The 13040-nt window shown below is 34.0% G+C and carries 14 protein-coding genes; 3 read left to right on the top strand and 11 right to left on the bottom strand.

Annotated features, from left to right (window positions below; translation table 11 throughout):
• Positions 1-45: 45 nt before the first annotated feature.
• The 7 genes from FA045_RS07705 to FA045_RS07675 all read right to left on the bottom strand — a co-directional run bounded on the left by FA045_RS07705 (position 46) and on the right by FA045_RS07675 (position 7716).
• The gene (locus FA045_RS07705) at positions 46-1569 is read right to left on the bottom strand and encodes an MFS transporter (RefSeq protein ID WP_136876154.1); all 1524 of its coding nucleotides are present in this window, start codon (positions 1567-1569) and stop codon (positions 46-48) included.
• A 516-nt stretch (positions 1570-2085) separates the two neighbouring features.
• Positions 2086-3141, bottom strand: a complete 1056-nt coding sequence (locus FA045_RS07700) for a nucleoid-associated protein (protein ID WP_136876152.1) — start codon at positions 3139-3141, stop codon at positions 2086-2088.
• Positions 3142-3398: 257 nt separating this feature from the next.
• Positions 3399-4307, bottom strand: coding sequence for an NAD(P)/FAD-dependent oxidoreductase (locus tag FA045_RS07695; protein WP_136876150.1), 909 nt, complete (start codon positions 4305-4307; stop codon positions 3399-3401).
• A gap of 233 nt (positions 4308-4540) precedes the next feature.
• Positions 4541-5326, bottom strand: coding sequence for a TerC family protein (locus FA045_RS07690; RefSeq protein ID WP_136876148.1), 786 nt, complete (start codon positions 5324-5326; stop codon positions 4541-4543).
• An 85-nt stretch (positions 5327-5411) separates the two neighbouring features.
• Complete coding sequence (locus FA045_RS07685; RefSeq protein WP_136876146.1) at positions 5412-6641, bottom strand: hypothetical protein; 1230 nt, start codon at positions 6639-6641, stop codon at positions 5412-5414.
• Positions 6638-7168 (bottom strand): hypothetical protein, encoded by a 531-nt coding sequence (locus tag FA045_RS07680; RefSeq protein WP_136876144.1) that lies wholly within the window; start codon positions 7166-7168, stop codon positions 6638-6640. Before FA045_RS07680 ends, FA045_RS07685 begins: the two co-directional genes overlap by 4 nt.
• The gene (locus tag FA045_RS07675) at positions 7165-7716 is read right to left on the bottom strand and encodes an RNA polymerase sigma factor (RefSeq protein ID WP_136876142.1); all 552 of its coding nucleotides are present in this window, start codon (positions 7714-7716) and stop codon (positions 7165-7167) included. The genes FA045_RS07680 and FA045_RS07675 overlap by 4 nt, the downstream gene beginning before the upstream one ends.
• A 380-nt stretch (positions 7717-8096) precedes the next feature.
• Here FA045_RS07675 and FA045_RS07670 point away from each other — a divergent pair, with 380 nt between their 5' ends.
• From FA045_RS07670 to aspS, 3 genes are all read left to right on the top strand, one after another.
• Positions 8097-8426, top strand: coding sequence for a type II toxin-antitoxin system HigB family toxin (locus FA045_RS07670; protein ID WP_205943115.1), 330 nt, complete (start codon positions 8097-8099; stop codon positions 8424-8426).
• Position 8427: 1 nt separating this feature from the next.
• On the top strand, positions 8428-8784 hold the full coding sequence (locus tag FA045_RS07665; RefSeq protein ID WP_136876140.1) for a helix-turn-helix domain-containing protein: 357 nt from the start codon (positions 8428-8430) through the stop codon (positions 8782-8784).
• A gap of 74 nt (positions 8785-8858) precedes the next feature.
• Entirely contained in the window at positions 8859-10604 is a 1746-nt protein-coding gene (gene aspS, locus FA045_RS07660) for an aspartate--tRNA ligase (protein WP_136876138.1), read from the top strand.
• Positions 10605-10776: 172 nt separating this feature from the next.
• Here the strand turns inward: aspS and FA045_RS07655 are convergent, their stop codons facing one another.
• From FA045_RS07655 to FA045_RS07640, 4 genes are all read right to left on the bottom strand, one after another.
• Positions 10777-11217, bottom strand: a complete 441-nt coding sequence (locus FA045_RS07655; RefSeq protein ID WP_136876134.1) for a hypothetical protein — start codon at positions 11215-11217, stop codon at positions 10777-10779.
• Entirely contained in the window at positions 11201-11584 is a 384-nt protein-coding gene (locus tag FA045_RS07650; RefSeq protein WP_136876132.1) for a phage holin family protein, read from the bottom strand. Before FA045_RS07650 ends, FA045_RS07655 begins: the two co-directional genes overlap by 17 nt.
• A gap of 18 nt (positions 11585-11602) precedes the next feature.
• Positions 11603-11869, bottom strand: coding sequence for a YtxH domain-containing protein (locus FA045_RS07645; protein ID WP_136876130.1), 267 nt, complete (start codon positions 11867-11869; stop codon positions 11603-11605).
• Positions 11870-11936: 67 nt separating this feature from the next.
• The gene (locus tag FA045_RS07640) at positions 11937-12989 is read right to left on the bottom strand and encodes an AI-2E family transporter (protein WP_136876128.1); all 1053 of its coding nucleotides are present in this window, start codon (positions 12987-12989) and stop codon (positions 11937-11939) included.
• Positions 12990-13040 lie beyond the last annotated feature (51 nt).

The following is a 13040-nucleotide window of genomic DNA, read 5'->3' as shown; positions in this document are numbered from 1 at the left end:
TTTGTCAACTTTCTATTAAGCTGCTTATTAAAGTTGACAAAGTTTTTAATCGTTAACATTTTCATCGGCCTTGTTTGATAAATAAACCGCTCCGATGATGAAACTCAAAGCCGCTATCCCGATAGGATACCATAAGCCAGAAAGAGGAGTAGAACCTGCAAAACTGGCAATTAGCGTGGCAACAAAAGGCACCAAGCCGCCAAACACGCCGTTACCTACATGGTAAGGTAGCGACATAGATGTGTATCTAATTTTAGTTGGAAAAAGCTCTACCAAAAATGCCGCAATTGGCCCGTAAACCATCGTTACCAATAAAATTTGAAAAAACACTAAACCCACATATACCCAAAAGGTAGATGTTGGCAACACTTTATCTTTAATAACCTGTGCATGGCCAATCATTTTTGTAGGGTTGGCGTAAACAGTATCGATATTAACTTTATTGTACGAAGATCCGTTTGCAAAACTTACCTTAACACTCGATGAAACTATGCTATCCACATCGTTAATTGCAAAACGAGTTACAACTGGCGCTTCTTCTTTTAAAATATTCTTATCTGTCCATGTGGTAACATCACTCTTGTCTAAAAATGTTTGATAGATTGGTCTATAAAAAATAATCCCCAATAACATACCAGTTAGCATGATCCATTTTCTACCAACTTTATCGCTCCACGCACCAAATATTACAAAAAACGGTGTGGCAAAAGCAATACCCCAAAGTAAAATATACCTAGAATCGTTAAAATCTATTTTACAGGTATTTTCTATAAACGATTGGGCATAAAACTGACCAGTATACCAAATTACGCCTTGTCCCATTGTTGCCCCAAACAAAGCAATCAGTACCATTTTAAAATTACCTTTTTTGTTAAAACTTTCTTTTAACGGATTTTTTGAAATGTTACCTTCTGTTTTTAACTTGGTAAACATAGGCGATTCGTGCATCTTTAAACGAATGTAAATAGATACACCAACCAATACAATAGATAGTAAAAAAGGAATTCTCCAGCCCCAATCTGCAAATGCTTCGGCACCGATAATATTTTTAGCCAAAACGATAATTCCTAACGAAAGGAATAATCCTAATGTAGCTGTGGTTTGTATCCAACTGGTAAAAAACCCTCTTTTGCCCTTTGGCGCATGTTCTGCCACGTAAGTTGCTGCACCGCCATACTCGCCACCTAAAGCCAAACCTTGCACCAAACGTAATATTAAAACTAATATTGGTGCAGCGTATCCAATGCTAGAATAAGATGGAATTAAGCCGATTAAAAAGGTTGATCCACCCATTAAAACAAGCGTTAATAAAAAAGTATACTTTCTGCCAATTAAATCGCCCAGCCTACCAAAAACTAGTGCGCCAAACGGACGAACGATAAAACCAGCAGCAAAAATAGCTAAGGTGTTAATTAATGCCGAAGCTCCAGCATCGGCTGGAAAAAGTTGAGCACCAATAATGGTTGCTAAACTTCCGAAAATGTAAAAATCGTACCATTCAATGAGGGTGCCTAAAGAGGATGCTCCGATAACTTTAAAGATGCTGTTTTGTTGGTTTGGTTGGTTCATAATCCTTAAAACTAATGGTTTAAAAATTAAATTACAAGTTAAACCAATTATTAAAGATTTTCCACTTTGACAAACCTCCTCGACAACATGAAATTGATTTGTAAAAGTTTATAAACCTTCGATCATTAATCTGTAATTGGCTTCATATAAGCAGTTTAAACCACCCCGCCTTTCAGGCACCCCTCCAAAGGAGGGGAATGTAGGTTGCAATTCCCTCCGACACGTCGGAGGGTGGTCGCAGACCGGGGGTGTTTTAAAATGATAATATTAATCTCAGGTTATAAGGAAAATATGAGAAAAGCAAGTCCAGTTTTCTATCGGATCTGAAAGCCCTGCTATACGCTTTATTACGCTACGTAAACTTCGCTTCATGCCCGCTGCTATCAGGTTTAATTAACAAAAGTCAATGCATACTTTGACAAACCTTTCAGCAACATGCAGTTGGTTTGTCAAGTTTTAAAACAACTAACTTTGACAAATTACAGGCAGAAAGATAAGAAATTTGTCAAAGTAGATTTATTGCTCGTCTCTAAAGTAAACTTTATAAAAATTCATCGATCTATCATCATCAAAACCTTTTTCAATTAAATCTTTATTTCCATGGATATAGATGTGGAAGTTCTTATCTAATTTCAGGATGTTTTTATACGCTTTAGCCTGTTTTTTAACTGCGGCGTCAGATATATCAAAGTTATCAGCAATCGGACTATCAAATTCTTCTTCGTAGTTTTTCTTATAGCTTTTAAATGATTCAATTCCTTCTTTGTTAGCAATTACCTCATTGGCAAATTCATCCATATCAAAGGTCTCTTTCTCCTTAAAATATTTCATCGATTTGTTCAGCAAATCAATTTTATCTGTTCTAGAGATTTCAAAATCTTCATCCAACTTTTCAGTAACAAAAGCTTTGTAAACACCTAAAACATTTTGTGTCTGACTGTAATTATCGTTTCTAACTTTCAGTTTCAAAAACTCATCCTTCCAGTAAACAGCTTCTGCACTGCGATTGGTTTGATCAATTACAGCAATTTTATACCCTTCGGCTGCATCGGTATTAAAAATTAAACATCCTTTATCTAATTTATTGATATTAATGGCTTCTTGTTCGTATTTTAAACCAAATCCGCCTTGCTCAGGATAAACAGTTAAGTAACTTTCTTTAGTTTCCGATTTAAAAATTCCGATGGCGTCATGCAAATCGCCTTCTATTTGTACATTTTCGAAATAGGCAACATATAATTCTCCCGATTTTATTTTTGGGTGATTAGAAATTTCAAATAAATATGTTGCTAGTTTTTTTGAGTTATCGTGAAAAACACCTCCATCAGCAAAAATTTCTGCAGCAAAATGATAAACTGTATTTAAGTTTAAATCATTATTTGGATGCATGAAGCGATAAATTTCATTTACTTTTTCGTAAGGCGATAAAAAATATTGTAGCAATAACTGCTTTAACATTTCATCTTCCAAATGCATAGATTGATCTGAAAGTACATAAAATTCGTCTTGTAGTTTATTGCCTATTCTATGTATAGAAAGTTCTGAAAGTGTAGCTTGAGAAAAAGTAATCATATTTTTCAGTTAAAAGCGCTCTAATGTATCCATTTTTTGATAATGTAATTAGGTTAAGAAAACCTACTCGTCATTGCGATCCCGATTTTTCATCGGGAGAAGCAATCTTTCCTGGATTTAAGCTGCGCAGTTTGCCCAACCTCCATGATAGATTGCTTCGTTCCTCGCAATGACGACCGTTTTAAATACCTAACTCATTAATCTTGATCAAAGGCACAAAGAAACGAAGATTTTATTGAACAGTTCAAAAGAAAACACTAAAACTCATCAGCTACCAATTCTTTATTTACAATTGCTCCAGCAATATTTCCTGCAGCAACAGCTTCGGCAACCGCCCTAAACATGGTTGTACAATCTCCAGCAGCAAAAACTCCAGTTACATTGGTTTTTTTCATGAAATCAACCTCAACATAACCCAAATCGGTTAGTTTTACACCTAAATCTGTAATTATTTTTGTGTTCTGTTCCATCCCAACTCTAGCAAATATGGCCTCTATTGGTTGTGTGCTTCCATCTTTAAATTTTATGGTATTTACCAATCCATTTTCATGAAATAATTCATCAATCCCTTTTTCAACAATGTTGATGTTTTTTGACGCTAACTTTTGCTGACTTGCTTGATCAATCTCTATTGCTCCGTTAGTAAAAATGGTTAAATCTTTGCTCAAATTATAAATGAGTTTACTAAACTCAAATCCTATTTCGCCATTGGCAATTACCCCAAGTTTTTTACCTTTTACCTCATAACCATGGCAATAGGGGCAATGCAATACAGAAATTCCCCAACATTTGGCAAAGCCGATGATGTTTGGAAAAATATCTTTTACACCCGTAGCTAAAACAAGTTTTTTACTTAAAAATTTTTGATGATCTGCAGTTGAAACTTCAAATCCCAAATTGGTTTTAGCGGCGCTTTCTGCAAAAGCATTAATCATTTTAACTGTTGGATAAGCCAAAACCTGTGCTTTTGCAATAGCCGCTAAATTTGCTGGTGTTTCGCCATCTCTGGTTAAGAAATTATGGGAATGTGGGGTTTGCTGATTACAAGGTTTGCCGCTATCAATTATTAATACCCTTCTTGATGAGCGACCTAAGGACATAGCAGCAGATAAACCTGCATAACTGCCGCCAACTATGATTACATCAAATATATTTTCTTTTTGCATGAGACTGATTTTTTGTAAAAGTAAGCATAAAGTTTTAAATGCAATATTGTTGCAATTAATTTTCTGTCAAAAGAACATCATGTTTTACTGAAGTAATTTTCAAGCTGAGTGAGTTGGTTTTGAACCCAGGCCACGAAATAAATTCAAGGTGACGACACGTATTAGCAAAGCCTTCAAGCAAAAAAAAGGGCTACCGTTACCGACGCCCTTCTGACCATGTTTTTCAAATACTTTTATTTTTCAATTTCTTCGTGAGGTGTATTTCTCAATTGAACAGGTTTGTTATTTTTCTTCATTTTTAAATTCAGCATTTCTACCAATACAGAGAATGCCATTGCAAAATAAATATATCCTTTTGGTATATGTTGGTCAAAACCTTCCGCTAATAATGAAACTCCAATTAACAATAAGAAAGACAAAGCCAACATTTTAACAGTTGGGTGTTTGTTTACGAAATTGCTAATTGCACCTGCCGAAAACATCATTACAATAACCGCAATAACAACTGCTGCAATCATAATTTCGATATGATCTGCCATACCAACAGCGGTAATTACCGAGTCTAATGAAAATACTACATCTAATATTAAAATTTGTATAATGGTTCCTGCAAATGAATGTACTTTAACTTTGGCACCATCTTCTTCCTCACCTTCCAGTTTGTTGTGAATTTCGTGTGTGCTTTTGTAAATCAAAAACAAACCACCAATTAGTAAAATTAAATCTCTACCAGAGATACCTAATTTAGCTAACCATTCTTCATTTGTTACACCAATCCAATCGCCTATATTAAACATATTTGCGGTTAAACCCATTACCCAACTTAATGATAATAGCAATAAAACCCTAGTAATCATTGCTAAAGCCAAACCTAACTGGCGGGCTTTTTTCTGTTGATTTTCTGGTAATTTACCAGCCAAAATTGAGATAAAAACAATATTGTCTATCCCTAAAACAATTTCTAAAATGGTTAGGGTTAAAAGAGAGATCCAGGCTTCTGGAGTGGCTAAAAATTCCATAGTTAAATTATATGAGGCGAATATAAAAAAAAGCCCGTCGATTTACATCAACAGGCTAAGCTATAATTTGTTTGGTTTATTCTATTTATTTAAAAGTAGCATTATCATATTGTACTTTAACATTTACTTTGGCGCTACCACCTTTGCCAATTTGGCCAGTATAATTTTTGTTAGAACTATAGCTTTTTCCATCATCTTCTTTTTTGGCGGTTACATTTGCGCCATATTTAAAATTTCCGTATTGTGTTCTCACATCAAAATCTGCTGCATAGTTACTGGCAAAACCTAAACTTACAGAAGAATATTGCGCATCAACATCAACATCTTTACCAGCTTCAATTTCATCAATAATGATTTTTCCGTATTGCGCTCTGCTTGTAATATTTGAATTTAGGTTGCCAATTTTAACTGGTGCATATTGTGTATTTACATTAATTGCACCACCGCTAACGCTACCAATTGTTGTGCCGTTTCCATATTGGTGCTTTATAGTTGCCGTACCTCTAATATTACCAATTTTAACTGCGGTATATTGTGCATTTAGATCGATATTACCTACGTTTTCTAAGGTAAAACCATTCCCATATTGGTGCTTAATAGTTGCGCCGCCCATATCTTTTACATTACCTTTTCCGTATTGGATAGATACGTAATTATTGGTATTGCTCAAGTTTCCAGCAATTAAATCTCCATATTGCAATTTTAAAGACGTTGGTCCTGTAAAATCATCTAAAATAATATTGCCATATTGCTGAGATGCTGTTAAAGAATTGCTAGCAGGCATATAAACTACATAATGAACTTTTATTTCTCTGCGCCAAATGGTTTTTCCGTTTCTAACATTACTACCCCAATTTCCGTTTCTATCGCCTCTTTCTGTCTTAAAAGTTACTAAATCTCCGGTTTTAGAAGCTTCTATAGAAAGATCATCAATTAGTTTTTGCGCTTCATCAGCAGTTTTGGCATAGGCTTTTATGTCTACATCAACCTTAACTTCACTTTTATTCCAAGTTTTTATAGTAATAGAACCGTACTGATTAGATAGATTAACTTTATCACCTTTATCTATGGCAAAAGATTTAGAAATGGTTTTTGCCTTCATAGGCGTATCATCTTGCAAGTTGTAGTTAGCGCCATAAACAACAGTTGTGCTTTTGCCATTTTTGGTTGTAGCCACTTGTATATTGTTGTTGGTCGCAACATTTAACGATGTTTTGTTATTTGTAGTTACATTTACATTCGGCTGCTCTTGTGCATTTGCCTGTACCGAAAGCAATAACATACTTGTGATACTTAAGATTAAATTTGGTTTCATATTGAACTCTCCTCCTTTTTATATTGATTGACTTGGTTTATAATCATTAATTGCTGTTTTAAAACTTGCAATTGCATTTCGCGATTTTTTACCATCGCTTTTACGGTAAATAACTGATTAGGACTTTGCGGTAATTGCGCTTTTAAACGCTCATATTCCTCATCTAAGTTTTTTAAATCTTCCGTAAATCTTTTATGTAAATCGGGGTTTGCAGCAGCGTAAAAATCTAGGCTGTCTTTTTTTTGCTCAATTTGGTTTACAAATTTTACCTCTTGCTGGCCAAACACCGGATTTATATCAGCCACATCGATATTATTTGCTTGCCTATAATTGTAGGTAAAATATACACCTACACTAATTACCAACATGGCGGCAATACTCATCCATTGGTAAGGTTTAAAGGACTTTTTTGGCTTTTCACGTTTATCAAGTTCAGTCTCTATTTTCGCCCATAATTTGTCAGACGGACCATTAACCTCAAACTGTTTTTTATTGTCTTTTACAAACCCCTCTAATTTATCTTTCATCTTGCTACTCCCTTCGTTTCTAATAAATTGTTCAACTTTCTTTTTGCTCTCATATACTGCGAGCGTGATGTATTTTCTGTTATTTTTAAAATATGTGCAATCTCCTCGTGGTCATAACCTTCAAATAAATAAAGCGTTAGTACCACTCTATATCCATCTGGCAATTCGTTCATTGCCGTTTTAATGGCATCAACCTTTAATGTTGTTTCTTCAAAATCTGTTTCAATTTCATCGGCAACTTCTACCTCATCTAAGCTTACTAGCTCCAGCTTTCTTTTTCGTAAATAATTTATACTTCTGTTAATTACAATTTGCTTTAGCCAAAGCCCAAAAGTTGTTTCCTGTCTAAAATCTTTTATTCTACTAAAAGCATCTAAAAAAGCTTCTTGTAAAACATCTTCTGCCTCGGCATCATCATTTACAATTCTTAGGGCAACATTGTACATCGCGTTAGCATACAATTTGTATAATTCAAATTGTGCTTTCCGATTACCATTTCGGCATTCGTTAACTAACTCTACGTGCTTATCTATGTATACAGTTTCCAAATTCTAAAGCGTTCTGATTAAAAGACATTGTAAATTTCAAAACGTTGCATCAAGGTAGAAAAAAAGTTTAGAACCCCTAAATCCCCTAAAGGGGACTTCTTAGCAAATAGGAAAATCTAATCGTCAAGCTCAAGTCCTCTTTAGGGGGTTTATGGGTAAAGCAGGTTCAGGAGCATTTATTAATGTTCGTCCCGCTGTTCCTCCAAGCTCCGATAAGAATCGGAGGCTTTCCGTGCCATCGGGTTTAGTTAACAAAAGCTTGTGCTAAACCAGCAACAACCCACTACTATATCACAATTAAAAAAATCCTTTGATGATATCCATCCTTTTATAAAAAATTATTCCTTTTGAAAGTTTTCAAAAAGAAAACATATATTTGTATGATGAACATAATTGCCAAAGGAACAATTTTACACTATACAATAAAATATCCTAAAGCAGAAAAATCAATTCTTGCTTGGCTAAAGGAGTTTGAAAAGCATTCTTTCGACAATTTTAATCAACTAAGAGATGTTTATAAAAATGCCAGCCTTGTCGCTAACGGTAGAATAATTTTTAATATTAAAGGAAATGATTTCCGCTTAATTATCTCTATCAATTTTAAAAAGCGAGCAGCTTATGTAATATGGTTTGGTACACATACCGAATATGATAAAATTGATGCATCGACAATACCTTTTGATATTGATTTAGCATTTAAGAAATATTAATATGAAAATAACAAAAGTATTAAAAACAGAAATTGAGTATAAAGCAGCCTTAACTCGTACAATAGAGATATTTCAAGCAGAAGAAGGTACTGTTGAGTCTGATGAGTTAGAACTTCTTATACTTTTAATAAGTGATTATGAAAGTAAAAACATCAAACTTCCAGAGCTTAGCCCTATTGATATTATTAAGTATAAAATGGAAGAACAAGGATTAAAATCTAAAGATTTAGAGTCAATTATTGGTTCTAAGGGCCATGTTTCTTCGATTTTATCTGGAAGAAGGGAACTAACTTTAAAAATGGCTCAAAAATTAGTCCGTTTCTTCCAATTACCTGCAGATGTGTTTTTACCAGCATAAAAAAATTCGTAAATCTTCCCTCAAAAACTTTAAAACAAAATCGGTATTTTTGCGGCTCAAAATTTAATTTAAAGATGTTAAGAACAACAACTTGCGGTGCTTTAACACTGCAAAATTTAGGCGAAAATGTAACACTCTGCGGTTGGATGCAGAATTCTAGAGATTTAGGCGGGATGACTTTTGTTGATATCCGCGACCGTTACGGCATAACCCAATTGGTTTTTAACATGAATGATAATGCAGATTTATGCGCAGGCGCTCGTAGCCTTGGCCGTGAGTTTGTAATTAAAGTAAGCGGAACTGTTGTAGAGCGTTCTAATAAAAATTTAGAAATCCCGACAGGAGAAGTTGAAATTAAAGTTACTGCATTAGAAATTTTAAATGCTGCTAAAATACCTCCGTTTTTAATTGAAGATAAAACCGATGGCGGTGATGATTTACGCATGAAATATCGCTACTTGGATTTACGTCGTAATCCAATTAGAAACAACATGATTTTGCGCCACAGAATGGCACAATCTGTTCGCCGTTATTTAGATGCTTTAGATTTTATTGAAGTAGAAACACCTGTTTTAATTAAATCTACACCAGAAGGCGCAAGAGATTTTGTGGTTCCGAGCCGTATGAATGGTGGCGAGTTTTATGCTTTACCACAGTCTCCACAAACATTTAAACAATTGTTAATGGTTTCTGGTTTCGACCGCTATTTTCAGATTGTAAAATGTTTTAGAGATGAAGATTTACGTGCCGATAGACAACCAGAATTTACACAGATTGACTGTGAAATGTCTTTCATCGAACAAGAAGATATTTTAAATACTTTCGAAGGCTTGATCCGTACTTTATTTAAAGAAGTTCGCAATTACGATTTGCCAGAAGTGCCGCGTATGCAATATGCAGATGCGATGCGTTTTTATGGTTCTGATAAACCAGATACTCGTTTTGAGATGAAGTTTATCGAAATGAACGATATCGTTAAAGGTAAGGATTTCCCAGTTTTTGATAATGCAGAATTAGTTATCGCAATCAACGCAAAAGGTTGTGCGCATTATACTCGTAAACAATTAGATGAATTAACCGACTTTATTAAACGTCCGCAAATTGGTGCAACAGGATTAATTTACCTTCGTCATAATGAAGATGGTTCTTTAAAATCTTCTGTAGATAAATTCTATAATGAAGAAGAATTGGCAAAATGGTCGGCAGCTTGCCAAACCCAAACAGGCGATTTAGTGTTAGTTATGGCTGGCGGAACAGACAAAGTTCGTAAACAATTAAGCGAATTACGTTTAGAAATGGGAACGCGTTTAGGTTTGCGTGATAAAGATAAATTTGCTGCGCTTTGGGTTTTAGATTTCCCTCTCTTAGAATGGGATGAAGAAACTGAACGTTACCATGCGATGCACCATCCGTTTACATCACCAAAACCAGAAGATATCGCATTGTTAGATACCGATCCTAAAAACGTTCGTGCCAACGCCTATGATATGGTGGTAAACGGAACTGAAATTGGTGGTGGCTCTATTCGTATTCATGATAGAACACTACAATCCTTAATGTTTAAACATTTAGGCTTTAGTCCTGATGAAGCTCAAAAACAGTTCGGTTTCTTGTTAGATGCTTTTGAGTTTGGCGCACCTCCACATGGTGGTATCGCTTTTGGTTTCGATAGATTATGTTCAATCTTTGCAGGTTTAGATTCAATTAGAGATGTTATTGCGTTCCCTAAAAATAACTCAGGGAGAGATGTAATGATTGATAGCCCGAGTACAATTGACGAAAAACAATTGAAAGAATTGAAGATTAAGACGGATTTGTAAGATCTATCGTCATGCTGTCCCGTACGTACGGGATCAGCATCTGCTTTGCACGAAGACCCTGAAATAACTCAAGGTAACGATTGATAAAAAAATAAAGGTCTTGGCAAATTGCTAAGACCTTTATTTTAAGTAATAGTCCATTGTACATCTAATGAACGAGTGAACCAATGAACTAATAAGTTTCACTATCAGGTGGGATGCCGTAATCAACAAAACCTACCTGTTTCTTTTTTGTTTTTTTACCAAATAGAGATTTTACCATATTAAAAGCTCCAGTTAAATTTTCTGCATCTAAAGATTTACCTAGTTTACCCGAAACTAATGCTCCAATTGCCTTTGTGATAACTCCAGAGCCTCTAAACACTGTGCTGTTTAATAACATTGGCAATGCGATAGACATAATTTTACTGGTAATATGCGTGTTCTCATCAAGTTTTAACAAACCATTTGGAGTGGCATACTTTCTAAACATGTTACCAATAGAAAATCTTTTAATATAATGCTTCGAATCTTCTTTAATTAATACACCACGGCGCTTATAGTCTACTTTTAGCCTATGCACTTCATTGTGTAAATCTTCTAAAGTATTAATATGACTATAATTTCTCTTCATCGTCGTCGTCTTTATCGGCTACTTTATCAAAATATCTTTTTATAAACATATTTACAAGCAACTTTTCTATGTACTTATCTTTCGTTAAATAAACTATAATTGAAAGTAATAAATAGATTCCTGCAACACAACCAAAACCTCTTGCATAACTTCCTAAAACATCAGAAAGAAATAAAGCTAGGGTAAAAGATGCAAAAAGAAATGCTAAAATAAAAGATACGATTACCGCTCCACTAGTAATTAAATCTGCAAAAATTTTAGATCCTTTTTCAACTGCAGAAAGTTTTGTGTATTCAATTCTGGTATCTATATATTCTTTTGCATCTAAAAAAATATCTTCTAAATCTTTCTCTTTATTTTCTTCCATTATATTTTGGTGTTATAATTATACGTTTTCTACTTCAGAAGAATATTCTTCTTCAACACTACGTAATTTAGTTTTAATAGAATCTACAACTTTATCTTTTAAACTAGTTAAATTGTTAATTTCATCGGCAGCTTTATCTTTTATAGAATCGCCAAAATCTTTTAAACTCTGATTTAATTTGTCTCTTGTTTCACTTCCTTTTTCAGGTGCAAATAACAAACCTAATGCTGCTCCTGCAGCTAAACCAGCTAATAATGCTACTACTACTTTTGAATTATCATTCATGATATTTAATTTTAATGTTTACAATTGTTTTTCAACTATTAGGATACTGGTATGCTGCTTTGTTAAATTATAACTCCTCATGTTCATGAATTGTTTTAATTCTTTCTAATCTTTCTGTTGCCTTAGAACTTGTTTCGTAAATTCTAATCAGCAAGAAAAAATATGACAATAACAGCGGTCCAAAAACTAACCCTAATATACCGAATAAAGGTATACCAATAACTACGCCAATTACAGTAATTATTGGATGAATATTCCCAACTTTTTTTGCAATCATAAATCGAAGTACATTATCAATGTTAATGATTACCACAAAACCAAAAATTAACATTGCCCAAGCAGCAAAATTATTTCCATCTGCAAACTGTAATAATGCAGCAGGTACAAATACTACCGGCGGACCTAATAAGGGTACTAATGAAATAAATGTAGTGATCACTCCCCAAAATAAGGGGTCTTTATAACCTAAAACATAAAATGCCAAGCTTAATAAAGAACCTTGTACCAAAGCAATAAAACCTTGGCCAACCACATTTGCATAAGTTGTATTTCGCATTTCTTCTGCAAAGCGATTGGCATTTTGCTCTCTAAAAGGGGCATATTTTACCAAAGCATTTTCAAAATATTCTCTTTCTACCAGCATAAAGTAGAGTAAAAAATACATTAGTAATAGGCCTAATACAATATTAAAAACGCCAGATATAAGTGAGGGGAAAAGACCTGTTGCCCAAGTGCCCACATTTTTTAAACCATCTTCAATTATTTGTTGTGCTTTGCCTTCTAATGGTAATAAATGCTGTAATTTATAGAGCAAATTTTTAAAGTAAATTTGATCATTTTTTAATTCGGTAATTTTTTCAATTACCATACTACTTAAAGCATAAAAGGGTAAAATAAGTACAACAATGGAGAGAAGAAGTAACAAAATAGCCGTTAGCCTTTTGTTCCAGTTTTTTTCTTCTGTTAGATAAATGTAACCGGGTCTGAGTATAGTATATAAAACAAGCGTACTTAATAATGAACCAAAAATACCTGTTAGCGAATAGGCTATAAGACAACCTAATGCTATAATAATAACTAGGTTAATGTTGTTTCGTTGTTTATATGTAAATATAGACATTGCAGAGCTCTTTAGTTATACCTATAAATAACAAAAGCCTCTGAAATGTTT

Source organism: Pedobacter cryotolerans, assembly GCF_005116475.1.
Classification (GTDB): Bacteria; Bacteroidota; Bacteroidia; order Sphingobacteriales; family Sphingobacteriaceae; genus Pedobacter; species Pedobacter cryotolerans.
Note: the sequence above shows the minus strand (reverse complement) of the source record. Positions and strands in the feature narration are given on the sequence as shown.